The sequence below is a fragment of the Methylophaga sp. UBA3603 genome (assembly GCF_002375335.1).
In the GTDB taxonomy this organism is placed as follows: Bacteria; Pseudomonadota; Gammaproteobacteria; order Nitrosococcales; family Methylophagaceae; genus Methylophaga.
In genome coordinates, this window is the sequence record NZ_DFMC01000009.1 from 645201 (window position 1) to 668781 (window position 23581).

The window sequence follows — 23581 nt, forward strand, 5'->3', positions numbered from 1 at the left end:
CGCTGTTAAAACGAATATTGGTAAGAACCACGTCAATTTTAGCGTTGGGGGGATCTTTAACATGGTTCTTTTCCGATGAACTTTATTAGTCTGCTCATCAAAGCGTATTGATTGTGAAAATGAAGTGAAGAGGCTGTCATGCTTTTAAAGAGCAATACGCCCTTAACTCTTCACATGCAATTCACACTTTGCTGACTAAGATTCACATCGTCTAGAAAAGAGATACTTCATGAAATCAATTCGACAATGGTTTGACAATGGTGAAGCCGGATTATCTGTTGCCGAACTTGGTAACGGAGATGCTGGTGTTGATTGGTTAAGGGTTATCCCTTTTCTATTTATGCATCTGGCCTGTGTGTCAGTTATTTTTGTGGGCATTTCTCCAATTGCAGTGATTGTTGCAGTCGCTTTATATTTAATCAGGATGTTTGCCATAACAGCATTTTATCATCGTTATTTTTCACACAAATCCTTTAAAACATCACGGACGGTGCAATTTATTTTTGCATTTATCGGTGCAACTGCAACACAACGCGGACCGTTATGGTGGGCAGCACATCATCGTCAGCATCATCGTCATGCAGATCAGCCAGCCGATCCTCATTCTCCCAAACAGGGTCTTTTTTGGAGCCATATGGGTTGGTTTCTTTCAGGAAAACATTATCAAGCTGATTACAGCCTGGTTCCGGATTGGAAAAGGTTTGCTGAACTACGCTGGCTGGATCGATACGATTTGATCGCACCGGTTATACTGGCAGCAAGTTTATTTATTACAGGCGTATTGCTGGAAAAGCTTGCTCCAGGACTGGGTACCAATGGATGGCAAATGTTGGTGTGGGGATATTTTATTTCGACGGTAGTGTTATTACATGCAACGCTGTTGATAAACTCCATGGCGCATCGAATTGGTAAAAAACGCTATTCAACAGGCGATGAAAGCCGTAATAATTTTGTGCTGGCATTATTGACCCTGGGGGAGGGATGGCACAACAATCATCACCATTATCCTGCCTCTGCCAGACAAGGATTTTATTGGTGGGAAATCGATATAAGTTATTACCTGCTAAAAATCATGCAAAAAACTGGACTCATCTGGGATGTCCGCACAGTGCCGCTTCACAAACGCGAAAGCAAGAAAATCCTCTCTGAGGCCGCTGTATGAAAATTGCGGTTGTTGGTGGCGGAATCTCCGGTTTGACTTCAGCATATTATCTGGCCAAAAAACATGAAGTTACTATGTTTGAAGCCGGTAATTATCTAGGCGGCCATACCGATACGCATTCTATAGAGATTTCTGGCAAAGCTTTTCATGTTGATACGGGCTTTATTGTTTTTAATCAACAGAATTATCCAAATTTCAGCAAATTATTAACCCAATTAGGAGTGGAAAGTCAGCCCACTGAGATGAGCTTTAGTGTCAGTAATGCCACTTCAGGTCTGGAATATAACGCTACTGATTTAAATAAATTATTCTGTCAGCGTCGTAATCTGGTGAGTTTTCGTTTTTATAGAATGTTGTGGGATTTGGTACGGTTTTATCGTGAAGCCCCGTTATTATTAAATGAAGATGATGACGGTCTGACATTGGGCCAATATCTGGCAATCAATAATTACAGTGATATTTTTATCAATGACCATTTAATCCCTATGGCGTGTGCTTTGTGGTCAGGTCCCAGTCTTTCAGTGGTGGATTTCCCGGCGCAGTATTTTATTCGTTTTATGCATAATCATCACATGCTGTCGCTGACGGACAGACCTCAATGGCGTGTGGTTAAAGGTGGCTCAAAGACTTATGTTGATGCGCTGGTGCAGCAAACAAATGCAGAGTTTATGACAGGCTCACCCATTCAACGGATAGAGCGAAATATCCATGGTGTGAGCTTATCGGTACATGGAGAGAAGCGTCATTTTGATAAAGTAATCATCGCTGCACATGCGGACCAGGCATTACGTATGCTGGATCAGCCCAGTGAAACGGAAGTGGCCGTTCTCGGGGGAATAGGCTTTCAGGAAAACGAGATGCATCTGCACACAGATGCAGATATATTGCCGAAAAATACTCAGGCATGGGCCAGCTGGAATGTTCGCGTAAGCCCTGAATTGAGTCAGCAATGTACCGTGAGTTATCACATGAATACGCTGCAAAGTCTGAATGCTCCAGCAGAGCTGATCGTCTCGTTAAATTCCGGACATTTGATTGACCCGAAAAAAGTCCTGGTGCATCGACGTTACGCCCATCCAATTTATAATCTCTCCACGCTTAATGCTCAGCGTCGCTGGCAGGAAGTTGCTGATACCCAGCATACTTTTTACTGTGGTGCATATTGGGGGTGGGGATTTCATGAGGATGGGGTGAGCAGTGCTCTGCGGGTGATTGATGCTCTGGAAAATTCTCAGCAGGGAGTCGCCGATGTTGCCTGATGGAATTTATCGTGGTTGGGTGCATCATCAGCGTCATCTGCCAAAAATTCATGAGTTCCAGTATCCACTGGCGATGCTGATGCTGGACTTGGATGAGCTGCAATCACATTTTAAACGCTCGCGTTTCTGGTCATTGGAACGCTTCAATCTGATTAGTTTTTATCGTAAGGATTATCTGCAATCCGACCAGGCTGATTTGAAACAGGCGGTGGTGGAGTTGATACAGCAACGGAGTGGTGAGTCGTTCTCAGGTACGGTAAAGATCCTGACTCATCCGCGTTATCTCGGGTTTGTATTCAATCCGGTAACGTTCTATTTCTGTTTCGAACAGCGACAGCTCAAGTTTATTGTCTCCGAAATTAACAATACACCTTGGAATGAACGTTATGCCTATGTATTGAAAGTAAATCAGCAACAAAACCAGCCATGGCGTTTTGATTTTGACAAGCAGTTTCACATTTCACCGTTTATGCCGATGGATATTCAATATCACTGGCGTTTTCAGCTGGAACAAGATGCCATCAATATCAACATGGTGTTAATGCGCGAAGGAGAGCGCCAGTTTGATGCGACATTACAGGCTGATTTCCAGCCAATGACCGCAAGAAGCATGCGTTGGTTACCTATACGCTATCCACTACAGACGCTCAGAGTTGTTATGCGTATTTATTGGCAGGCGTTACGCTTATGGGGAAAGCATACCCCTTCGTTCAGTCATCCTGATCAACAAGCCGATACCGTGACCCAGCCTGTTATACCCAATGGAGAGGATAAATGAGTAAATCGGCCGTCATTGAAACACAAAGTGGCAAACCCAGCCGACTGTCAAAACTGTATGAAAAAGCTGTTATTGGTCAGCTAGGCAGGATCCAGAAAGGCTGTATTCATTTACATACAGCAGGTGAAGTTTATGAATTAGGCGATCCACAGGACGATCTATCGATTAGTCTGACCGTTTATGATCGGCGCTTTTTTGAAGCTGTCGTACAAGGCGGCAGCGTCGGCGCTGCTGAATCTTACATGCAGGGCGACTGGCATTGCAGTGATTTAACTGCATTGGTGAGAATTCTGGTGCGTAACCAGTCATTGACTGATGAACTCGAACAGGGCTTTGCCAGAATTACCGGTGCGTTATTAAAAGGCTTTCACTGGCTTAATCGCAATAGCCGAAGTGGTAGCCGCAAGAATATTGCTGCCCATTACGATTTGGGCAATGAGTTATTTGAGTTGTTTCTGGATAAAGACTGGATGATGTATTCATCCGGCCTGTACTACAGCGGTACTGAATCTCTTGAAACAGCTCAGCGGCAAAAGCTGGCGAGACTTTGTGACAAGCTGGATTTACAGCCGACAGATCATCTGCTGGAGATTGGTACTGGTTGGGGTGGTTGTGCGGTATTTGCTGCTCAGCATTATGGCTGCAAAGTCACAACAACGACTATTTCCCGGCAACAATATGATTATGCTGTTCAGCGTGTAGCAAAAGCGGGTCTCGCTGACAAGATAACAGTATTGCTTGAAGATTACCGTGATCTGCGAGGGCAATATAACAAGCTGATTTCGATTGAAATGGTTGAGGCGGTGGGGCATCACTATATCGATGACTATTTTCAGCGGTGTGCGGACTTATTAACCCCAGATGGCCTGGCCATTATTCAAGCGATTACGCTGGAAGATCACCGTTATGCCCAGGCAGTCAAATCAGTGGATTTTATCAAGCGCTATATTTTCCCGGGCAGCTTTATCCCCAGTGTAACTGTGCTGAGTAATGCTGCTGCCAAAGCCAAGCTAAAACTCACCAGCCTTGAAGACATTGGCCCAAGTTACGCGATTACTCTGGCCACCTGGCGTGAACGTTTTAACGCTTCTCTGGATAAAGTTCGCGCCATGGGGTATCCGGATTCATTTATTCGGATGTGGGAGTTTTATCTTTGCTACTGCGAAGGTGGTTTTGCCGAACGCAGTATCAGTGACGTGCACTTACTATTCAGTAAAGTCGAAAACCGGCGTGCCCAGTGGTGTCCAGAATATGCCTGATCGTCTGACGATAGTTAATTTTTTACTGTTTCAAATCGGTTGGTTTGTCTGTGTATTAAGCGGGGCCGCGGAGTTGAATTCACCGGCCGTTATTTTTACCGTCGCCTTTTTGATCTTTCATTTTCGTTTTTGTCGCTGGAAACAGACTGATTACAAACTGGTGCTGGCGGCAATTTTAATCGGTGTCGTGCTGGATTCGAGCTGGTCAGCCTGGAATTTAATGGCTTATCAAGCTCAAACTATTGAACCGATTGCACCCTGGTGGATATGGTGTTTATGGATAAATTTTGCGTTAACGCTTAATCACTCGCTGTCATGGTTATTAAGACGACGTGTGATGGCGGGGATATTTTCTGCGGTTGCAAGTCCTGTTTCCTATTATGCAGGCAGTCGTTTAGGTGCACTAGACTGGCTGCAACCAGAAATATTAATCGTAGTACTAGCCATTAGCTGGGGATTGGCAATTCCATTATTACTGACATTGGCCAATTATTGGCGCAATCAAGAATCAGGAAAACAACATGCTGTGGTTTAGTCTTTTCATTGTATCTTTAATAATGCTGGGTGGTTGGTTTTGGCAAATTCGCAGTAAAAATGCCGGAATTGTCGACGTGTTGTGGGCTTTTGCATTAAGTTTTCTGGCTTTCTTTCATTTGCTGACCAGTGAGGGCTATTTGCCGCTGAGCATTATGGCATCGGGTATCATGCTGCTTTGGTATTTGCGTTTGGGAACTCACCTCGCCCAAAGAGTATTAGGTGAAGATGAAGATGGACGTTATAAATACCTGAGACAGTACTGGGGCGCTAGAACCAATTTTTATCATTTTTTCTTTTTCCAGTTCCAGGCTTTATTGGCGTGGGGATTTGCCATTCCAGTCTGGTTTATTACTCAGGGACAGATTGAATCTTTAGGTCTCGCTCAATATGCCGGCCTTGCTGTCGCCATTATTGCTATCACAGGGGTCACTATTGCCGATAAGCAATTAGCCAATTTCAAAGCTGATCCGAAAAATAAAGGTGAAGTCTGCGAAACAGGCTTGTGGAATTATTCCAGACATCCGAATTACTTTTTCGAATGGTTACACTGGTTTAGCTATCCCTTAATGGCGATTGGCATAGAACACGCAGCGTGGCTCTGGTTGGCACCATTAGTGATGTTGTTATTTCTGTATTTCATAACCGGCATACCCTACACCGAACAACACGCGATTCGCAGTCGTGGGGATAAATATCGTCGCTATCAACAAACAACCAGTGCATTTATTCCCTGGAGGAAAAAAATATGAGTCTGATCACTATCGCTGAAAAAGGACTGGTGCCTGACATGTTAATAAGAGTTGGCATTCGCAGGCTGCTTAAGCAACGCCTGCAAGATGAAAATGCCTATGATCCGGAAGCCGCCAGTGAAATCAAAAATCAATGCATGGAAATGCTACGAAACAGTCCGATTGCGATAGAAACCCAGGCGGCTAATGAACAACACTACGAAGTACCAGCCGAATTTTATCAGCTGTCTTTAGGCAAACATCTCAAATACAGCGGTTGCTGGTGGGATGATTACACCTTATCACTGGATCAGGCTGAAAAGGCCATGTTGGATATTTATCTCGAACGGGGTGATTTCAAAAACGGGCAGGATATTCTTGAACTGGGCTGCGGTTGGGGGTCACTGACTTTATATATGGCTGAACGTTTTCCGTATTCACGAATCACTGCTGTATCAAATTCCAATTCGCAACGAGAGTATATTGAAAAGCAAGCGTTTGCCCGTGGATTAACCAATATTCATATCATTACCTGCGATGTCAATAAACTGGAACTGAATACGCAATACGACCGGATTGTCTCGATAGAAATGTTCGAACATATGCGTAATTATCAGCAGCTGCTCAACAATGTAAGTTGCTGGCTAAAGTCTGACGGCAAGCTTTTTGTGCATATTTTCTGTCATCGTAATGTCGTTTATCCTTTCGAAACTGAAGGCGATGATAATTGGATGGGACGCTACTTTTTTACCGGTGGATTGATGCCTTCAGCAGACACGTTATTGCATTTTCAGGATGCTCTGCAGATTGAAAAGCAGTGGTTGGTCAATGGTCAGCATTATCAGAAAACAGCTGAAGCCTGGCTGGAAAATACGGATAAAAATGCCAGACAGATTAAAGCGTTGTTTGATGAAACCTACGGTAAAGGGGAGGGCGCTATCTGGCTACAGCGATGGCGGTTATTCTTTATGGCCTGTGCTGAATTATTTGGCTATCGCGATGGAACCGAGTGGTTGGTCACGCATTATTTATTCTCAAAGCGAGTAAACTGAGTCGATGGCTAAATCCAATACCAATCTTCATGCCAAGCTGGTTAAAGTCTTTTTAATACAAATTGCATTAATTAGTCTGGTGGCTATCGCCGGAATTTACGCTGCAAAAGCAACCCTTGAAGATGTATTGGTGCGTGCTGCTCTAGAGGGTGAAGCCCAACATTTCTGGGATATGCGTGCAGAAGATCCGCAGTTTCCATTACCCAACACCATGAACCTAAAAGCTTACATGGCCGAACGGGACAATTATTCTCAGTTACCACCAGCCTTACAGGAGCTGGGACCAGGCTTGAAACGTGCTGAGCTGGCAGGCCAGCAGCCCATTGTTTATGTCGAGGACAAAGGTGATCGTCGTCTGTATCTGATTTTTGATGAAGTGAAGGTTTCCCGACTGGCTTTAGTCTTTGGTCTATTACCTCTGGCGATGGTTCTAGTTGTGCTTTATCTGCTGGCCTGGATTGCCTATCGACAGTCACATAAGGCAGTTTCACCCATAATGAAACTGTCACGGGCAGTCAACGAAGTGGACTTTCGGGAGGGTAATTTTCCCCAGTTGGATCTGCATGATTTGAGAAGCATTCCAGATGACGAGGTTTCCAGTCTGGTCCGGGCGTTAGATGAATTTACTAACCGGCTGGAAAACTTTGTTGAACGTGAACGGAATTTTACCCGCGACGTCAGTCACGAATTACGTACCCCAATAGCTGTAATCCGTGGAGCATTGGAGGTGGTTGAACGCAAATATGGCGATCAAGCAGTGACAGAAATGAACCGTATGTATCGCACACTGATGGATATGGAATCGCTGATTGAAACGCTGTTGTTATTAGCCAGGGAGCAGGTTGAGGCGTTACCTTTACGTGAAATCACGGTGAATGATTTGATAGCTGCGGAACTGGATAACCTGCGAATGATTCATCACGATAAACCGATCACGGTGAATGTGGAAGAGTCGGGTATTTTAGTCGTACTGGCTGCTGAACGAGTGTTACCGATTCTTATTGGTAATCTATTGCGTAATGCCTTTAATTACACTCTGCGTGGCAATATTACTGTCTCTATCCGATCGGACGGGTTTTCAGTGGCCGATAGTGGAATTGGGATGGACCGGGATCAAATGCAGAAAGTCTTTAAACCGTTTTTCCGTGCAGATGAGAAGCAACAGACTACGGGGTATGGTATTGGTATGACTATTGTTAAACGGTTATGTAATCGCTATGAATGGAATCTGCGTTTATCCAGCAAAATGGGCGAGGGGACCGAGGTCAGTGTGCACTTTCCCAAAGCGCAGTTTCGCAGCCGTTAAGCTAAATAAGCTTTAAAGATCTTCTTCTCTGCAAAGCTTATAACCCACACCTGGTAAGGTATGCATTAACTGGTTTTGAAAAGGTTTATCCAGACTTTTCCGCAGGTTATACAAATGACTGCGTAGCGTATCACTATCGGGTGCATCATCACCCCAGACTTCAGCTTCCAAACGTTCGCGGCTGACAATTTTTGGCGATTCGCGCATCAGAATCCGCAAGATGTGTAACGTTATTGGAGACAGCTTGATAAGCTTATCACCTCGCATAACACGCATAGTATCGAGGTCATAGGTGAGATCGGCTACCGTTAACTTTCCACCTTCTAGCTCTCCCCGTTGACGTCTGATCATTGCAATCAGCCTGGCTTCGAGCTCACGCATTTCAAAAGGTTTAATCAAATAATCATCTGCACCCAAATCAAAACCGTTCACCTTGTCATTAATGGTGTCACGGGCGGTCAGCATAATGATCGGCGTATGTAGATGCATTTCCTGACGTAATCTGCGGCAGACTTCAAAGCCATCAATTCCGGGGAGCATGATATCCAGAACGATTGCGTCGTAATGGTGCTCTTCACATAACTGTAATGCGGTAATGCCATCTGTTGCAAAATCAACGGTAAAACCGCCAACTTCCAGATAATCACCTACATTAGCAGCCAAGTCCCGATGATCTTCAACTATTAATACTGTCGCTGATATTGCTTTCATACTGTTCTCTTAAGGCCTGTTATAGCTACGTTACGATGTTAACATCCGCATCGCAAGTAGCAATTTTGGGAATTTCTCCCAAAAAATAACAAAAGCCATTTGACTTAATAAATAACAATCATTATCATTAACAACACGGTTAACCAATAGGGTTTATTTCATGATAGTTTGTGTTTGCAACAACGTGAATGTCGATAAAGTTAAAGCATCTATTGATGCTGGCGCAGACTCGCTGGAAGCTATCCGTGAATGCACTGGTGCTGCCGCAAGCTGTGGTAAATGTCAGTTCAAGGTAAACCGTGTTTTGCAGCAACATGCCCCACAGCTTATCGAACAGGATAACTTTCTGGTGGCCCAAACTGTGAACGGTACGCGTTAACTCTGCGCAGATAGTAGAACCTCCTCAACTCCAATTGAATCCTGAATATTTCAAAGTCTTATTTCCATAGTTTATTTGTGGCTTTTTGCCAAACAAACAAGTCACTAATTTACTTAGCTTTAATTGCTAATTCTTATTTTTCCACCTCGTATGGAACAGAATGTAGATGATAATTGTTATCATTTGCCTTTAATATCAATAGCTTATCTTTGACATTTATTCTTTATGAACGATAATCGTCTTCATCAGATCCAGGAATAAGGGAGAATCCGATGAAAGGTGATAAAAAAGTTATTGAGCTGTTGAATAAAGTATTAGGTAATGAGCTGGTAGCCATTAACCAATATTTTCTACATGCCAAAATGTACAAGGACTGGGGTCTGAAAAACCTCTATGAGCATGAATATCATGAATCGATTGATGAAATGAAACATGCTGATGCCCTGACGGAACGCGTGCTGTTTTTGGAGGGGTTACCGAATCTGCAGGATTTGGGTGCGTTGCGTATCGGTGAAAATACTCGTGAAATGCTGGAAGCCGATCTTTCATTAGAACTTGATGCTATACCAGACCTGAAAGAAGGTATTCAATATTGCGAACAGATTGGTGACTACGTTACCCGTGATTTATTCAAGAATATTCTCGAATCTGAAGAAGAGCATGTTGACTGGCTGGAAACACAACTCAGCCTGATTGATAAAATGGGTATTGAAAACTTCCATCAGGCACAGATTGTTAAAGAAGCCGAATAATATTTCATTAACAGAAGCCCTTTCAGATTAATTGAAAGGGCTTTTTTTATTAGTTTATCGATGCGTTGGATCCGGTTTTGGTTAAGCCAATAATCATCTCATTGAAAAGCACTTGATCGCCTTGGCTTTCATAAATGGGTTCATCATCTACCCAAATAAGTTTTTCTCTCGTTAACATATCAAATGCTTCTGCCAGACATTTTCTATCGGCAACCGAATCGCCATCAAAATGGGCCACTTTGGAAATCAGGGCTTTTAAATCCATTTGAAAATTATCCGATAAAAGCAGAATATCAATTAGTTGTTGAGCATACTCCTCACTCATTTCATTTCCTCTCGTAAATTAAATTATCGTCATTTTTCCGCAACTGCTTCTGATCTACTGTCTGTTGATCTTTCATAGTCACAACAGAGGCGGCTATGAAAGATCAACAGACACTAAAGCTCATAGAGACGATCACAGGCCTGATAACCCTTACTAAGCAAAATCACATTCTTGTGGACACATTTATCGGCCCACTTTGAATCAGAACCATCTGTTTTAATGGATTTATAAAAAGGTGCGTTTTCGAGATCGGGATCATCAAAGGTATACACTTCGACATCTTCATTGGCCCATTTGCCCGACCAGGCGTTGGTTGCTCCTACTAATTGAAAATACTGTTGCTGATGTTTTTCAAAACCAGCAGCTTCCAACTCAGCAAATGTCAGGTTTACATCATTTTGACTGCATGCTGAACAGACTAAAAATACTGAAATTGTTAATTTCCTATGCATAAATACCTCTCCGGATCATTTCTGCAGACAGTTCAGATCCATTTGAGTAAACAGAAGTAAGTTTGGCAAAAAGGGCTTAGTAAACTAGGGTCTGTTGATAATTCATAGCCGCCTCGCATCATTTCCGCCTTGTAGAACGAAAAAATAGCTTCCAGCAGTGGTGACTTTGAAAGATCAACAGATTCTAGCGATAGATATAGCGCTATATGTCTTTATGGTGCTTTTTTTTGACTATAACATCTGACAAGCGTTATGAAAAATGCGTCTTCAGATTATGCATAACGGATATTTACAGTGATATTTGCTTCAGTAATGGAGATGAATAAAGCAAAATGATTAAACGTGAACTATACATTTTGCTCCTAGCTTCACTATTTCATCGAAAGTTGCCAGTTTGGGATAAGTGTCCAAACGATGCTGACCTATAATAATCATGTAATTAACATTCCTGACCGAATTAAGGATATTAAATGATTAATGCTTATGCTGCGCTGGAGCGGGGGGCCAAACTTACTCCATATCAATATGACCCCGGCCTGTTAGGAGAGCATGAGGTCGAGATTGAGGTGCGATATTGCGGTATTTGTCATAGCGATATCAGCATTATCGACAATGACTGGGGGATGTCTATTTACCCGGTCGTTGCTGGACATGAGGTAGTTGGAACAATAAGTCAGATTGGTGCCGCTGTCACCAACCTGGAAGTCGGGCAAACAGTCGGATTAGGCTGGTATGCTGATTATTGTGAAACCTGCGAACAGTGCCATAACGGCGATGAAAATATCTGTTCAGATCTTACCCCTACCATTGTCGGCCATCATGGTGGTTTTGCCGATAAGGTAAGGGCAAATGCCAATAGTGTTATTCCTTTACCTGAAGCGATTGATCTTAAATCCGTCGGGCCATTGCTTTGTGGCGGTTTGACGGTATTCAATCCGTTAGTGCAATTTGATATTAAGCCAACAGATAAGGTGGCAGTAATCGGTATTGGCGGGTTAGGACATATTGCTTTGCAATTTCTGCAAGCCTGGGGATGCGAAGTCACAGCATTTACCAGCGCAGCAAAATTACAGGAAGCTCTGGATATGGGGGCTCATTACAGCGTGGATTCGCGTGATGCCGTCGTCATGGCTGAGCTGCCCAGAAAATTCGATATGCTTCTCTCTACTGTTAACGTCAAACTGGACTGGAATCTGTACCTGAGTAAATTAAAACCAAAAGGGCGGCTGCATTTTGTCGGGGCAACCATGGATCCATTGGATATTAAAGTATTCAACCTGACAGAAGCGCAAAGAAGTATTTCCGGATCAGATACCGGCAGTATGCAAACCTGCAACAAAATGCTGGAATTTGCTCAACGTCATCAGGTCAAGCCGGTTGTGGAAATGTATCCGTTTGATCAGATAAATGAGGCGATTGAAAAACTGCGTAAAGGAGATGTGCGTTATAGAATCGTTCTTGAGCGGTAAAGCAGGAAAACAGGCGGTGATTTACGTTTACTGTCGGTAAATAAAAAGCCCCAACAGTATAACTGATGGGGCTTAAATATTCTGGATAAACCTGTTGATTTATAAAAGGTTTAATGTTGGTACCGAGGGCGAGAATCGAACTCGCACTTCCGAAGAAACCGGATTTTGAATCCGGCGCGTCTACCAGTTCCGCCACCCCGGCAACAAGCCGAGCATTATAACGAGGGCTGTCCGATTATGAAAGCCCGTTTTAACGTTTTGATGATATTTTCATGTCTGGAAGCGATTTTACCTAACGAAAAGCGCAATAGCTCTGCTATGATCTCGCCATGCAACGTACCGACTTTCAATTTGAACTCCCACCCGAATTAATCGCCCAGTATCCGTCCAAACACCGAACTGCCAGCCGATTGCTGACACTTGATGGAAATAGTGGTGAGCTGGCAGATCGCCTGTTCAGCGACTTTCTGGATTTACTCAAACCCAATGATTTGCTGGTGTTCAACAACACCAAAGTCATTCCTGCTCGCCTGTTAGGCGAAAAAGAAACTGGCGGGAAAATTGAGGTTTTGGTAGAACGGGTCCTGGACGATAAACGCGTTCTGGCACACATTCGCAGTAGCAAGTCTCCGGGAGAGGGTCGAATTTTAATTTTGGAAACCGAGCTTCGTGTTGAGGTTCTGGGCCGTCAGGATGCGTTATTTGAACTTAAGTTTGATATTGCAGGCGACGTAATTGAGGCGCTCGAACAATACGGACGATTACCTTTACCCCCTTATATAGAGCGTGAAGTTGATAAAAATGATTTGGATCGATACCAAACCGTCTATGCCAAGCAAATTGGCGCGGTGGCAGCACCGACAGCCGGGCTGCACTTTGATAATGAGCTGATGCAACGAATCCGCGATAGCGGTATAGACATGACTGAAGTCACATTGCATGTCGGAGCAGGAACATTTCAGCCGGTGCGGGTTGAGGATATTCGTACGCATCAAATGCATTCCGAGCGTATTGAAGTTAGCGAAACCGTTTGTGAAAAGGTTCGTCAAACTCGCAAAAAAGGTGGACGAGTTATTGCAATAGGCACTACCAGCGTAAGAGCATTGGAAAGCGCCTCACGTAGTGGCGAAATTGAGTCCTATTCAGGTGAAACAGATATCTTTATCTATCCGGGCTACCAGTTTCGTTCAGTAGACGCGATGGTCACTAACTTTCATTTATCCGAATCGACTTTATTGATGTTGGTCTCGGCCTTTGCCGGACGCGACCATATAATGACGGCCTATCATCACGCCATTGAGCAACGTTATCGTTTTTTCAGTTACGGTGACGCCATGTTTATCACCAGGAAAACTGCATGACTCTTTTAGACAAAGTTCGCTTTGTGCTGGTTGGCACCACACATCCAGGTAATATCGGTGCTTCTGCCCGGGCAATGAAAACCATGGGCTTATCAAATCTTCATCTGGTATCGCCGAAAATCTATCCTAGTGCCGAGGCGACAGCACGGGCTTCTGGAGCAGATGATGTGTTGGCGAAAGCAGTGGTGCATGACACCCTGCAGTCGGCATTAACCGGTTGTCAGCATGTGTTTGGCATGAGTGCCCGGCTCAGACACCTTGCAGTGCCATTAATGAATCCGCGTGAAGCGGTTGCCTCGCTTGAAAAATATGATGATGATACCCATATTGCAATTGTATTCGGGCGGGAGCATTCCGGTTTATCAAATGACGAACTGGATCTATGTCATACCTTGATAAATATTCCGGCAAATCCAGAATATAGTTCGTTAAATCTGGCTGCTGCGGTTCAGGTTATGGCATATGAATTACGCATGAGTTTCAATCCGACCATTGAACGAGGTCGTGTGGGTGAAGAACGTGAGGCCATTCACGCCGAAGATCTGGTGCATTTATACGACCATTTCGAACGCAGTCTGACCACCATCGGCTTTTTAGATCCGAGCAATCCACGTAATTTAATGCGGCGGATTCGTCGTTTATTTAACCGTGCAGATCTTGACCGGAATGAAGTTCAGATTTTGCATGGCATTTTGCGTGCAGCAGAGACCAAAGCGAGGAGTACAAAATGAACGATCAATTACATGTGACCCGCTGGCAGCGTTTTAAAGAAGATATCTACTGCGTATTTGACAGAGATCCTGCGGCGCGCAATGTGTTTGAGATCGTCACCACCTACCCAGGTGTGCATGCATTAACACTGCATCGCTTCAGCCATTGGTTATGGAAAAAAGGCTGGATGTGGCTGGCTCGTTTTATGTCGACTATCGGTCGTTGGTTGACCGGAATTGAAATCCATCCGGGCGCCAAAATCGGTCGGCGCTTTTTTATTGACCATGGCATGGGCGTGGTGATTGGTGAAACAGCCGAAATTGGTGATGATTGCACGCTCTATCATGGTGTGACACTGGGGGGGACCTCCTGGAAAGGTGGCAAACGCCATCCGACGTTAACCAATAATGTTGTTGTGGGGGCTGGGGCAAAAGTTTTAGGGCCGATTACTGTTCATGAAGGAGCCCGTATTGGCTCCAATTCGGTAGTGGTTAAGGATGTTGCAGCGAATGAAACCGTTGTTGGTATCCCTGGACGAGTGGTCAGAAGCCAGAAGAACCCCGACAAAAAAGCCCAGGAAAAGCTGGCGCAATCCGTTGGTTTTGATGCTTATGGTACCTCAACACAAACACTGGATCCGGTGGCATCTGCCATTCATGGATTGATTGAACATATTCATTTAATGGAAAAGCGCATGGATTCCATGTGCCAGACAATTCATCGTTTAGGCGGCGAAATGCCAGATGTTTCGATGCCTGAACTGGAAGGATGCGAGTTGGATAAAGATCAGGATTCAGCTAAAGTTGACTAAAATAGTCGGGTATGGAAAACTATCAGAATAGTCTGTGATAGGAAACCAATATGCGCTTAACGACGAAGGGTCGCTATGCTGTGACAGCAATGCTCGATTTAAGTCTGAATTACGGTGTCGGCGCGATCACGCTTGCTGATATATCCGAGCGTCAGGGTATCTCGCTTTCCTATTTGGAACAGTTATTTGCCAGATTACGGAAACAGGGGTTAGTCAGCAGTTCACGTGGTCCTGGCGGTGGTTATCGTTTAAGTCGGGCAGCTACCGAAATTACTGTGTTGGATGTGATTTCAGCGGTTGATGAAAAAGTGGATAGCACGCAATGTCAGGGCAAACATAACTGCCATGCTGATGAGCAATGTGTCAGTCATGAGTTATGGCAAAGCCTGAGTGATCAGATTCGACTCTATCTGGCAGGTATCACCTTGCATCATGTGGTAAGTGACTACGAACGAAATCTTAACAACCGGGGTAACAGCGAAAAAGTCATCAAATTTGATGCACTTTAATTTTCGTTACTGAGTCTTATGTCCTTTGCTTATTTAGATCATAACGCCGGAACCGGATTGGCTGAAGGCGTTCTGGATATGATGTTGCCCTATCTTAAACAGCAACAGGGTAATCCTTCCAGCAGCCATCGTTTTGGTCGTTATACGCTTGCAGCAATTGATCATGCACGACAACAAGTCGCCAATTTGGTAAATGTAGAAACCGATCAAATTATATTTACCAGTGGTGGCACAGAATCGAATAATCAGGCCATTGGTGGCGTTGCTCAGAAGTACGATTCCGGACGCGTTTTAATTGGCAGTACTGAACATCCTGCCGTGCTTGAACCCGCCAAAAGATTACAACAGCAGGGTTTTGAAGTACTGTTCATTCCGGTTAATGCTGATGGTCTGATCAATGTTGAGATATTTGAAACCTTACTGACCGACGATACCCGTCTGGTCTCGGTGATGTGGGCAAATAATGAAACTGGCGTAATACAGAATATTGCTCAATTAACCGAACTGACCAGGCAACGGGATATCGTATTTCACAGTGATGCCGTGCAGGCAGCCGGTAAGCTGGAAATTGATTTTCAGGCGGCTGGGATTCAGATGATGAGTCTGTCTGCACATAAGTTCGGTGGTCCAAAAGGCGTTGGTGCGCTGATTGTTGATAAAAAACTGGACTGGCCTGCATATGTATTAGGTGGTGGTCAGGAACACGAAAAGCGCAGTGGTACCGAGAATGTTGCGGCAATAGTCGGGTTTGGGGCGGCAGCTGAGAAAGCCAAGCAACAATTAACGCATTATCAGCAACATTGTCGTGAATTAAGAGATTTGCTGGAAATTCGATTACGCGAAATACCCGGGGTGACGGTTTTTGCACAGTCAACAGAACGTCTGCCAAATACAGTGTTTTTTTCATTACAGGGTTTTGATTCCGACACCTTACTGATGTCACTGGATCGCAAGGGGTTTTCGGTTTCCAGTGGTTCAGCATGTGGCACGGGACGACAAATACCAAGCCATGTGCTTAAAGCCATGGGCGTAGATGATATGACGGCATTAGGTGCTGTCCGGGTGAGTGTTTCATTGGAAAATACTACAGAACAAATTGAACAACTGGCAGTCGTAATTGAAAAAGAAGCCAGTCGTTTTAACCATTTGATGAACAGGTAATGAAATGACAACAATTACATTGACACAATCAGCAGTAAAACGCGTTCGCGACATGGTTACCAAGCGTGACAGTGGCATTGGCTTACGAATCGGGGTAGTCAAAAGTGGCTGCTCAGGTTATAGCTATGCCCTTGATTACGCAGATAGCGTTGCGGCCAACGATATGATTATTGAGCAGGACGATGTCAAAGTCGTGGTAGATAAAGATAACCTGCCTCTGTTGGAAGGCATGATTTTGGATTTTGTTAAGGAAGGACTGAACCAGAGCTTCAAATTCATAAATCCGAATGTCACTTCTGAATGTGGCTGTGGTGAGAGCTTCAGCGTGACAAAATAAAACGATTAATTTTTTATAATGAATACTGCCCGTCAAGTACGGGCAGTTTTGTTTTATCCCACCATTAAGCGTGATTTAATTCCGACCATGACCGAACTAAGCAATCTGCAATTTGATGCGCAGCATTTGTGGCATCCCTATAGTAGCGTGGAAAATCCGCCGCTTTTACATGAAGTGATTTCGGCAAAAGGCGTGTATTTAACATTGGCTAATGGTCGCGAAATCATTGATGGTATGTCCTCCTGGTGGTCAGCTATTCATGGTTACGGCCATCCACGTCTTAATGCAGCAGCTAAAGATCAACTCGATAAAATGTCGCATGTAATGTTTGGCGGCTTGACTCATGATCCGGCGGTCAGTCTGGCACGACGTTTAATCGATATCACTGATGATGCCCTGCAATATGTCTTTCTGGCTGATTCCGGCTCGGTATCAGTTGAAGTCGCTATTAAAATGGCGATTCAATACTGGTTTGCACAGGGTAAAACAGAGAAGCAGAAACTGCTTTCACTAAGAAGCGGCTATCACGGCGATACCTTCGGCGCGATGGCGGTTTGTGATCCGGTTAATGGCATGCATTCCCAGTTTGCCAAGGTACTTCCACAACATCTGTTTGCTCCAGCCCCCACCTGTCGCGACGATGTTGAATGGCAGGACAGTGATATTGCTGAAATGCGGGCATTAATTGAAGCCAACCATGAACAGCTGGCGGCAGTGATTGTCGAGCCGTTGGTGCAAGGCGCTGGGGGCATGCGTTTTTATTGTCCGCAATATCTGCGTGAGCTTCGGACTTTGTGTGACAAGCATAGCGTGTTGCTGATTTTTGATGAAATAGCTACTGGTTTTGGTCGGACAGGCGATTTGTTCGCTTATGAAACAGCTGGTGTCGTGCCAGATATTCTATGCTTAGGTAAGGCGCTGACAGGGGGGTACATGACGTTGGCGGCCACACTATGTCAAACCAGAGTGGCACAAGGGATCTCAGCTGACGGACAGGGGGTGTTGATGCATGGCCCGACATTTATGGGTAACCCGTTGGCATGTCGCGTAGCCTGTGAAAGTATTGATGTATTACTTGAATCAAACTGGCAACAAAGCGTGCGGGCAATTGAAGCACAGCTTACGGATGAGCTAAATGAACTATCTTCCCATTCACTGGTTAAAGATGTTCGGAGCAAAGGGGCGATTGGGGTGGTGGAACTAAATCAGCCTTTGGATAAGTTTATGGACTGGCTGCCAGGGTTTATCGTGGAGCAGGGCGTATGGATAAGACCATTTCGCTCAATGATTTATGTCATGCCGCCTTACATCATTACCTCGGAGCAATTAACTACGTTGACTACTGCGATAAAATCTATCGTGAATAAGTTGGAGGAATCAGTAAAATCCTGAGTCCGATCAAGATTATGCCTGATAGTTTTCTGTATTTTGCGGCGTAATATCTTCCTCACGTTATCCAGAAAAGCGGATAGCGATACCCTTAAAATAGAATGGAGAAATGATCATGTGGACTAAACCAGAATATTCAGATATGCGTTTCGGTTTTGAAGTAACCATGTACATCTGCAACCGTTAATATCGGTTCAAACGTACTTTAAAAGCCTCTGAAGTTTAGCTTCAGGGGCTTTTTTCATTAAGACTGTATTGCAATCGCTTATTCCGATTATATTAATAGAATTAAGTTGTTTGACCGTTGCATCATCGAGCCATAGAATGACGATTGTCGCTTTTGACAATCAACAAGGAGTAGACCATGTCGACTTTGATTAATACAACCGTTAAACCATTTAAAACCACTGCATTTCACAAAGGCGAATTCATACCTGTTACTGATGCTGATCTGAAAGGTAAATGGTCAGTAGTATTCTTTTACCCAGCTGACTTCACCTTTGTTTGCCCGACTGAACTGGGTGATTTGGCCGACCATTACGCGAAACTGCAGGAAATGGGCGTTGAAGTTTACTCAGTATCTACTGATACCCATTTCACACACAAAGCATGGCACGATGCTTCTGAAACCATCAAGAAAATCAACTTCCCAATGCTTGGTGATGCAACCGGTGCTATCAGCCGTAATTTTGAAGTCATGATTGAAGAAGAAGGTCTGGCGCTGCGTGGCACATTTGTTATCGACCCAGAAGGTGTGATCAAAGTGTGCGAAGTTCACGATCTTGGCATTGGCCGTAGTGCAAAAGAACTGGTTCGTAAAATCCAGGCTGCTCAATATGTTGCCTCACATGATGGTGAAGTATGCCCAGCTTCATGGCAGCCAGGTGAAGAAACCTTGTCACCATCTCTGGATCTGGTTGGCAAAATCTAAAGAAAATCTGAAGCAAGTTGTCGTTTAATTTAACGACAACTTCTTACGAAATTCTTGATCCGTTGGATCAGTGTGTCCGGGCCGATCGGCCCGGACATCACCCAAATACTTTATAGAATTTTAGACAGGCAGGTGCCTTATGTTGGATGCTAATATTGCTGCGCAATTAAAAACTTATCTGCAGAATCTGCAACGTCCAGTTGAGATCATTGCCTCACTGGATGATGGCAAAAAATCTCTGGAAATGCGTGAGTTGCTGGTGGAAATTGCTGATATGTCAGACAAAGTCAGCTTTTCTGATGCCGATAACGATGCACGTAAACCTTCATTCCGTATTAAACAGCCTGAAGGGCAGGAGCAAATCCGTTTTGCCGGCATCCCGATGGGCCATGAGTTTACCTCACTGGTTTTGGCATTGCTGCACACCGGCGGGCATCCGATGAAGACCGAGCCTGAAGTGATTGAACAAATCAAACAGCTTGATGGCGAGTTTGTATTTGAAACCTATATTTCCTTGTCATGCCAGAACTGCCCTGAAGTGGTACAGGCGCTTAACCTGATGGCGGTGTTGAATCCAAATATTCATCACACCATGATTGATGGTGCACTGTATCCGGAAGAAGTCGAAGCACGTCAGATTATGGCAGTGCCGACTGTTTACCTGAATGGTGAGGTATTCGGTCAGGGCCGTATGAGCCTGGCAGAAATTATCGGCAAACTGGATACGGGTGCCATTAAACGTGAAGCAGAAAAAATCAGTCAGCGGGACCCCTATGATGTATTGATTATTGGTGGCGGACCGGCTGGTGCTTCTGCATCAATTTATGCATCACGTAAAGGAATTCGTACCGGTATCGTGGCTGAACGTTTTGGTGGCCAGGTAATGGATACCCTGGCGATTGAAAACTTTATTTCAGTCAAAGAGACCGAAGGGCCAAAACTGGTCGCTGCACTTGAAGAACACGTGAAGGAATATGAAGTAGACGTGATGAAGTTACAGCGCGCCAACAAATTAAGTCAGAAAGGCAAAATGCTTGAAGTGGAACTGGAAAGCGGTGCCACTCTGACCAGTAAGTCAATCATCATTGCGACTGGTGCCCGCTGGCGTGAGCTGGGCGTGCAGGGTGAAGCAGAATACCGTGGTCATGGCGTTGCCTATTGCCCTCACTGTGATGGTCCGTTATTTAAAGGTAAACATGTTGCGGTAATCGGCGGCGGCAACTCCGGTGTCGAAGCTGCAATTGACCTGGCCGGTATTGTTGGACATGTAACCCTGCTCGAATATGCCGATCAGCTGAAAGCCGATGCGGTATTGCAGAAAAAACTGCACAGTCTGAATAATGTAACGGTAATTATTGGTGCGCAAACCACCGAAATTACTGGCGATGGCAAGAAAGTGAACGGTCTGAATTATAAAGATCGTGCAACTGAGGAATCACATCATGTCGAGCTGGCTGGGGTGTTTGTGCAGATTGGGTTGTTGCCCAACACCGACTGGTTAAAAGACACGCTCACATTGAGTAAATACGGTGAGATTGAAATTGACTCTCACGGTGCCACCTCAATGCCGGGTGTTTTTGCTGCCGGTGATGTGACGACCATTCCATACAAGCAGATCATTATGGCAATGGGCGAAGGCGCCAGAGCAGCTCTGGGTGCTTTTGATTATCTGATTCGTAATGAGTTTGATGATAAGGATAAAGCCGCCTAATCCACGAAAGCTGAATTCATTCCGCCTCGTCAATCAAATCGCGCAAGTTTAATAGCTTCATGCGAATGGCGAGGCGGGTGAGTTCAATATCCGAATTCACATCCAGTTTTCGTTTAATAATGTAATGTGAATTCGATACAGTTTTCGGACTAATATTCAGAATGTCTGCAATTTGTTGGTTATTATTGGCCTCAAGTAACAGTCGTAAAATCTCAAATTCTCTGACCGTTAAATCATCCAGCCTCGCTTTATCCTGTCCCAGTTTTTCTACGGCCAATGCCTGTGCCACGTCGGGACTGAGACTGAGTTTGTTTTCATAGACCTGATAAATTCCATGTATTAACAAAGTCGGATCGCTGCTTTTGGTGACATACCCCAGTGCACCAGCTCGAATCGCCTGTAATGCAAAGCTGGGATTCTGATGCATACTGAACACCAGAATACGTGCCTGACCATCATATTGTCTGATGCGTGAAATGGCTTCCAGACCACTTTGTCCCGGCATGGAAATATCCATAATGACCACATCAGGTTCGAAGGTTTTATAATTCTGATAGGCCTCAGCAGCATCACGGGCATCCGCTATTACAGTTAAATTGGGTTGTTTTTGTAACAGCGAGCGGTAACCTTCACGCACAATGGCATGGTCATCAACTAACAGGATTTGAATCGATTTTTCAGACATGCGGGTGCTCCGTTGTCGGTGCAGGTTTTGGATTAACCGGTAAATTGATGAGCAGTTTCAATCCGCCTTTGCTCTGGATATCCATGGTGATTTTACCGCCCAAAGCATTCACGCGTTCCGATATTCCCAATAAACCTACACCCATATGCTGATTGAAGCTGTCACGTTTGGCTTTACCATTATCCTCAACCTGCAGCGTTAACTGATTTTGATGAACATATTTCAATTTGATGTTTGCTTCACTGGCATCAGCATGCTTGGCAATATTGGTTAATGATTCCTGCACAATCCGATAGAGATTGACCGGTAATGGTTCTGGTAATGAATCAACCCCATCGTCTATCTGAAGCTTAAATCGGGTTTCTCCACCAGTGCGCTGATTCCAGCTTTTTATCAGTTTTTCCAGACTTCTTGTCAGTCCCAGTTCATCGACATCAGCTGGACGCAAACGGGTTAATAATCCACGCAAAGCGGACATCATATGAGCCGTTATATGACTGATACCTTCGGTTTCACTGATAATTGAAGGACAGTCCTTACGTGCAGTCTGACTGATAGAAGTAGTTAAAGCATTAATACCGGCGAGACACTGACCAAACTCATCGTGTAGTTCTCGACTGATATAACGATGTTCTTCCTCCTGTGCATTAATCAATTTCAGTGCGAGTTCACGGTTCTCATTCATAATCTCTTGCTGAGTGGAGGCCAGCGCATTGATCGCTTCGCTGGTGCGGCGCCATTCGCCTATTTCAAAACTGGGGATACGAGTCTGCAAGTCCCCCTGGCGCATTTTTTCCAGACCACGAACGATAAGCTGTGCCGGGTGCAGCATCCGATGAATGGTCATAAACACCAATAACGATACGGCCAGAATACTTACCGATAAAATACCGAACACCGCACGCAGATTACTCCAGGCACGGGCAATCTCAGTTTCCATATTCAGCGAAACAATAATGTTGCCATAGGTGATGGCATTAAATGAAAACCGCCGACTGGCTTCATAGTTTGGTTGGAAAAGTTGTTGATAAAGCTCACCAAACCACTGTGGCCATCGGGTTTCATCATGCACAACTTCATTACACAAACTGCGGCGACGACTTTCCGTACGTGATAAAAACTGTACACACGAGCCAGGCACGCCATTCAGTTGCTGCAAAATATTGGAATCCGGGAAAGCTATCGAGTAATCATAACGGGAGAACATTTTCAGTAACTGCTGAGTAAGTTGTTTTTCAATACGCAAAGCAGTCAGATCGGCCTCCAGTTTGGCTTGCTGATCGGTCTGATAAAGCACATAACCCGCACTAACGACCAGACAGACAAAGCCTATCAGCATGATTCTAAAGAAAAGCTGTAGTCTGAGATTCATCATGTATCCATCTAAACAATCGCTATAGTCTAGGCGCAGATATAGGCTCTGCAAAGCTGAACCACAGTTAACGGGATATTTGCCCGATGTCCATGGGCAAATATCTGATGTGTGATACTGGCTTTCACTGTTTAATAAACAACATTCTGCAAGTAAAGCTGATACAACATTTTAAGTGCTTATGGAGTATTTATTTTAAATCTATTATTAGTTAGCTGGTTTCACATTTTGATATTCAGTGATAAATTCCTGTGATAACAAAACCTAGGGCTTGTTTATCTTTCATCTCCGCCTCTGTTGTGAGCTGAAAAAGCGTCAATCAAGGCACGAGGAGCGCCTTTTAGTTATTCTAAATAAGCAACGAGCAACGCAGAGTGGCGCTTTTTCAGTCACAACCCGCAGGGCTGGGGCTATTTTTCCGCCCTACGGCGTTG

At 44.5% G+C, this 23581-nt stretch carries 26 protein-coding genes and 1 tRNA gene; 21 read left to right on the top strand and 6 right to left on the bottom strand.

The window, feature by feature from the left end; translation table 11 throughout:
- The first annotated feature begins 229 nt into the window (after window positions 1-229).
- From B4F66_RS10325 to B4F66_RS10360, 8 genes are read left to right on the top strand one after another with little or no spacing between them, the layout of a single operon-like run.
- Window positions 230-1162, top strand: coding sequence for an acyl-CoA desaturase (locus B4F66_RS10325; RefSeq protein ID WP_292355988.1), 933 nt, complete (start codon window positions 230-232; stop codon window positions 1160-1162).
- Window positions 1159-2421 carry an NAD(P)/FAD-dependent oxidoreductase gene (locus B4F66_RS10330; protein ID WP_292355986.1) on the top strand — a complete coding sequence of 421 codons (1263 nt, stop codon included), beginning with the start codon at window positions 1159-1161 and terminating at the stop codon, window positions 2419-2421. The genes B4F66_RS10325 and B4F66_RS10330 overlap by 4 nt, the downstream gene beginning before the upstream one ends.
- Complete coding sequence (locus B4F66_RS10335; protein ID WP_292355984.1) at window positions 2411-3199, top strand: DUF1365 domain-containing protein; 789 nt, start codon at window positions 2411-2413, stop codon at window positions 3197-3199. Before B4F66_RS10330 ends, B4F66_RS10335 begins: the two co-directional genes overlap by 11 nt.
- Complete coding sequence (locus B4F66_RS10340; protein WP_292355982.1) at window positions 3196-4458, top strand: SAM-dependent methyltransferase; 1263 nt, start codon at window positions 3196-3198, stop codon at window positions 4456-4458. The genes B4F66_RS10335 and B4F66_RS10340 overlap by 4 nt, the downstream gene beginning before the upstream one ends.
- Window positions 4451-4993 (top strand): DUF2878 domain-containing protein, encoded by a 543-nt coding sequence (locus B4F66_RS10345; RefSeq protein ID WP_292355980.1) that lies wholly within the window; start codon window positions 4451-4453, stop codon window positions 4991-4993. The genes B4F66_RS10340 and B4F66_RS10345 overlap by 8 nt, the downstream gene beginning before the upstream one ends.
- Window positions 4980-5744, top strand: coding sequence for a DUF1295 domain-containing protein (locus tag B4F66_RS10350; RefSeq protein WP_292355978.1), 765 nt, complete (start codon window positions 4980-4982; stop codon window positions 5742-5744). Before B4F66_RS10345 ends, B4F66_RS10350 begins: the two co-directional genes overlap by 14 nt.
- A complete protein-coding gene (locus tag B4F66_RS10355; protein ID WP_292355976.1) occupies window positions 5741-6775 on the top strand; it encodes an SAM-dependent methyltransferase in 1035 nt (344 codons plus the stop codon). The genes B4F66_RS10350 and B4F66_RS10355 overlap by 4 nt, the downstream gene beginning before the upstream one ends.
- 4 nt (window positions 6776-6779) lie before the next feature.
- Window positions 6780-8081 (top strand): sensor histidine kinase, encoded by a 1302-nt coding sequence (locus B4F66_RS10360; protein WP_292355974.1) that lies wholly within the window; start codon window positions 6780-6782, stop codon window positions 8079-8081.
- A 12-nt stretch (window positions 8082-8093) separates the two neighbouring features.
- On the opposite strand, the gene B4F66_RS10365 is transcribed toward B4F66_RS10360, so the two are convergent.
- Window positions 8094-8792 (bottom strand): response regulator transcription factor, encoded by a 699-nt coding sequence (locus B4F66_RS10365; RefSeq protein WP_292355973.1) that lies wholly within the window; start codon window positions 8790-8792, stop codon window positions 8094-8096.
- A gap of 160 nt (window positions 8793-8952) precedes the next feature.
- On the opposite strand from B4F66_RS10365, the gene B4F66_RS10370 reads away from it, so the two are divergent.
- Entirely contained in the window at window positions 8953-9171 is a 219-nt protein-coding gene (locus tag B4F66_RS10370; RefSeq protein ID WP_292355971.1) for a (2Fe-2S)-binding protein, read from the top strand.
- 272 nt (window positions 9172-9443) lie between these two features.
- Window positions 9444-9923: a bacterioferritin gene (bfr, locus tag B4F66_RS10375; RefSeq protein ID WP_292355969.1), complete on the top strand. Its 480-nt coding sequence runs from the start codon at window positions 9444-9446 to the stop codon at window positions 9921-9923.
- A 49-nt stretch (window positions 9924-9972) separates the two neighbouring features.
- Here the strand turns inward: bfr and B4F66_RS10380 are convergent, their stop codons facing one another.
- Complete coding sequence (locus B4F66_RS10380) at window positions 9973-10248, bottom strand: hypothetical protein (protein WP_292355967.1); 276 nt, start codon at window positions 10246-10248, stop codon at window positions 9973-9975.
- Between the two features lie 113 nt (window positions 10249-10361).
- A complete protein-coding gene (locus B4F66_RS10385; RefSeq protein ID WP_292355965.1) occupies window positions 10362-10700 on the bottom strand; it encodes a hypothetical protein in 339 nt (112 codons plus the stop codon).
- A 470-nt stretch (window positions 10701-11170) separates the two neighbouring features.
- On the opposite strand from B4F66_RS10385, the gene ahr reads away from it, so the two are divergent.
- Window positions 11171-12169 carry an NADPH-dependent aldehyde reductase Ahr gene (gene ahr / locus B4F66_RS10390; RefSeq protein ID WP_292355963.1) on the top strand — a complete coding sequence of 333 codons (999 nt, stop codon included), beginning with the start codon at window positions 11171-11173 and terminating at the stop codon, window positions 12167-12169.
- 117 nt (window positions 12170-12286) lie between these two features.
- On the opposite strand, the gene B4F66_RS10395 is transcribed toward ahr, so the two are convergent.
- Window positions 12287-12371: transfer RNA gene (locus B4F66_RS10395), tRNA-Leu, on the bottom strand.
- Between the two features lie 127 nt (window positions 12372-12498).
- Between B4F66_RS10395 and queA the strand changes: the two genes are divergently transcribed.
- The 10 genes from queA to ahpF all read left to right on the top strand — a co-directional run bounded on the left by queA (window position 12499) and on the right by ahpF (window position 21090).
- Window positions 12499-13530: a tRNA preQ1(34) S-adenosylmethionine ribosyltransferase-isomerase QueA gene (gene queA / locus B4F66_RS10400; RefSeq protein ID WP_292355962.1), complete on the top strand. Its 1032-nt coding sequence runs from the start codon at window positions 12499-12501 to the stop codon at window positions 13528-13530.
- Complete coding sequence (locus B4F66_RS10405; RefSeq protein ID WP_292355960.1) at window positions 13527-14261, top strand: RNA methyltransferase; 735 nt, start codon at window positions 13527-13529, stop codon at window positions 14259-14261. The genes queA and B4F66_RS10405 overlap by 4 nt, the downstream gene beginning before the upstream one ends.
- On the top strand, window positions 14258-15052 hold the full coding sequence (cysE, locus tag B4F66_RS10410) for a serine O-acetyltransferase (protein ID WP_292355958.1): 795 nt from the start codon (window positions 14258-14260) through the stop codon (window positions 15050-15052). Before B4F66_RS10405 ends, cysE begins: the two co-directional genes overlap by 4 nt.
- 50 nt (window positions 15053-15102) lie before the next feature.
- Window positions 15103-15561 carry an Rrf2 family transcriptional regulator gene (locus B4F66_RS10415; protein WP_292355956.1) on the top strand — a complete coding sequence of 153 codons (459 nt, stop codon included), beginning with the start codon at window positions 15103-15105 and terminating at the stop codon, window positions 15559-15561.
- An 18-nt stretch (window positions 15562-15579) separates the two neighbouring features.
- The gene (locus B4F66_RS10420) at window positions 15580-16722 is read left to right on the top strand and encodes a cysteine desulfurase family protein (RefSeq protein WP_292355954.1); all 1143 of its coding nucleotides are present in this window, start codon (window positions 15580-15582) and stop codon (window positions 16720-16722) included.
- A 4-nt stretch (window positions 16723-16726) separates the two neighbouring features.
- Complete coding sequence (locus B4F66_RS10425; protein ID WP_292355953.1) at window positions 16727-17059, top strand: HesB/IscA family protein; 333 nt, start codon at window positions 16727-16729, stop codon at window positions 17057-17059.
- A gap of 87 nt (window positions 17060-17146) precedes the next feature.
- Window positions 17147-18451: an adenosylmethionine--8-amino-7-oxononanoate transaminase gene (gene bioA, locus B4F66_RS10430; protein WP_292356044.1), complete on the top strand. Its 1305-nt coding sequence runs from the start codon at window positions 17147-17149 to the stop codon at window positions 18449-18451.
- Between the two features lie 112 nt (window positions 18452-18563).
- Window positions 18564-18635 carry a pyrroloquinoline quinone precursor peptide PqqA gene (pqqA, locus tag B4F66_RS10435; protein WP_081443609.1) on the top strand — a complete coding sequence of 24 codons (72 nt, stop codon included), beginning with the start codon at window positions 18564-18566 and terminating at the stop codon, window positions 18633-18635.
- A gap of 177 nt (window positions 18636-18812) precedes the next feature.
- The gene (ahpC, locus tag B4F66_RS10440) at window positions 18813-19379 is read left to right on the top strand and encodes an alkyl hydroperoxide reductase subunit C (RefSeq protein WP_104934625.1); all 567 of its coding nucleotides are present in this window, start codon (window positions 18813-18815) and stop codon (window positions 19377-19379) included.
- A 139-nt stretch (window positions 19380-19518) separates the two neighbouring features.
- Window positions 19519-21090 (top strand): alkyl hydroperoxide reductase subunit F, encoded by a 1572-nt coding sequence (gene ahpF, locus B4F66_RS10445; protein WP_292355950.1) that lies wholly within the window; start codon window positions 19519-19521, stop codon window positions 21088-21090.
- 16 nt (window positions 21091-21106) lie between these two features.
- Here ahpF and B4F66_RS10450 read toward each other — a convergent pair whose 3' ends face one another.
- Both B4F66_RS10450 and B4F66_RS10455 read right to left on the bottom strand, forming a co-directional pair.
- Window positions 21107-21775 (bottom strand): response regulator, encoded by a 669-nt coding sequence (locus tag B4F66_RS10450; RefSeq protein WP_292355948.1) that lies wholly within the window; start codon window positions 21773-21775, stop codon window positions 21107-21109.
- Window positions 21768-23150, bottom strand: a complete 1383-nt coding sequence (locus B4F66_RS10455; RefSeq protein WP_292411220.1) for a histidine kinase — start codon at window positions 23148-23150, stop codon at window positions 21768-21770. Before B4F66_RS10455 ends, B4F66_RS10450 begins: the two co-directional genes overlap by 8 nt.
- Between the last annotated feature and the right edge of the window lie 431 nt (window positions 23151-23581).

Excerpts from the sequence above, each read along its gene's own strand:
- B4F66_RS10360 (WP_292355974.1), top strand. The coding sequence starts at position 6,780 with ATGGCTAAATCCAATACCAATCTTCATGCCAAGCTGGTTAAAGTCTTT.
- B4F66_RS10325 (WP_292355988.1), top strand. The coding sequence starts at position 230 with ATGAAATCAATTCGACAATGGTTTGACAATGGTGAAGCCGGATTATCT.
- B4F66_RS10415 (WP_292355956.1), top strand. The coding sequence starts at position 15,103 with ATGCGCTTAACGACGAAGGGTCGCTATGCTGTGACAGCAATGCTCGAT.
- B4F66_RS10425 (WP_292355953.1), top strand. The coding sequence starts at position 16,727 with ATGACAACAATTACATTGACACAATCAGCAGTAAAACGCGTTCGCGAC.
- B4F66_RS10455 (WP_292411220.1), bottom strand. The coding sequence starts at position 23,150 with ATGATGAATCTCAGACTACAGCTTTTCTTTAGAATCATGCTGATAGGC.
- ahpC (WP_104934625.1), top strand. The coding sequence starts at position 18,813 with ATGTCGACTTTGATTAATACAACCGTTAAACCATTTAAAACCACTGCA.
- B4F66_RS10330 (WP_292355986.1), top strand. The coding sequence starts at position 1,159 with ATGAAAATTGCGGTTGTTGGTGGCGGAATCTCCGGTTTGACTTCAGCA.
- ahpF (WP_292355950.1), top strand. The coding sequence starts at position 19,519 with ATGTTGGATGCTAATATTGCTGCGCAATTAAAAACTTATCTGCAGAAT.
- B4F66_RS10335 (WP_292355984.1), top strand. The coding sequence starts at position 2,411 with ATGTTGCCTGATGGAATTTATCGTGGTTGGGTGCATCATCAGCGTCAT.
- B4F66_RS10365 (WP_292355973.1), bottom strand. The coding sequence starts at position 8,792 with ATGAAAGCAATATCAGCGACAGTATTAATAGTTGAAGATCATCGGGAC.
- bfr (WP_292355969.1), top strand. The coding sequence starts at position 9,444 with ATGAAAGGTGATAAAAAAGTTATTGAGCTGTTGAATAAAGTATTAGGT.
- B4F66_RS10350 (WP_292355978.1), top strand. The coding sequence starts at position 4,980 with ATGCTGTGGTTTAGTCTTTTCATTGTATCTTTAATAATGCTGGGTGGT.
- B4F66_RS10340 (WP_292355982.1), top strand. The coding sequence starts at position 3,196 with ATGAGTAAATCGGCCGTCATTGAAACACAAAGTGGCAAACCCAGCCGA.
- queA (WP_292355962.1), top strand. The coding sequence starts at position 12,499 with ATGCAACGTACCGACTTTCAATTTGAACTCCCACCCGAATTAATCGCC.
- B4F66_RS10450 (WP_292355948.1), bottom strand. The coding sequence starts at position 21,775 with ATGTCTGAAAAATCGATTCAAATCCTGTTAGTTGATGACCATGCCATT.
- B4F66_RS10370 (WP_292355971.1), top strand. The coding sequence starts at position 8,953 with ATGATAGTTTGTGTTTGCAACAACGTGAATGTCGATAAAGTTAAAGCA.
- B4F66_RS10405 (WP_292355960.1), top strand. The coding sequence starts at position 13,527 with ATGACTCTTTTAGACAAAGTTCGCTTTGTGCTGGTTGGCACCACACAT.
- B4F66_RS10380 (WP_292355967.1), bottom strand. The coding sequence starts at position 10,248 with ATGAGTGAGGAGTATGCTCAACAACTAATTGATATTCTGCTTTTATCG.
- cysE (WP_292355958.1), top strand. The coding sequence starts at position 14,258 with ATGAACGATCAATTACATGTGACCCGCTGGCAGCGTTTTAAAGAAGAT.
- B4F66_RS10420 (WP_292355954.1), top strand. The coding sequence starts at position 15,580 with ATGTCCTTTGCTTATTTAGATCATAACGCCGGAACCGGATTGGCTGAA.
- bioA (WP_292356044.1), top strand. The coding sequence starts at position 17,147 with ATGACCGAACTAAGCAATCTGCAATTTGATGCGCAGCATTTGTGGCAT.
- ahr (WP_292355963.1), top strand. The coding sequence starts at position 11,171 with ATGATTAATGCTTATGCTGCGCTGGAGCGGGGGGCCAAACTTACTCCA.
- B4F66_RS10355 (WP_292355976.1), top strand. The coding sequence starts at position 5,741 with ATGAGTCTGATCACTATCGCTGAAAAAGGACTGGTGCCTGACATGTTA.
- B4F66_RS10345 (WP_292355980.1), top strand. The coding sequence starts at position 4,451 with ATGCCTGATCGTCTGACGATAGTTAATTTTTTACTGTTTCAAATCGGT.
- B4F66_RS10385 (WP_292355965.1), bottom strand. The coding sequence starts at position 10,700 with ATGCATAGGAAATTAACAATTTCAGTATTTTTAGTCTGTTCAGCATGC.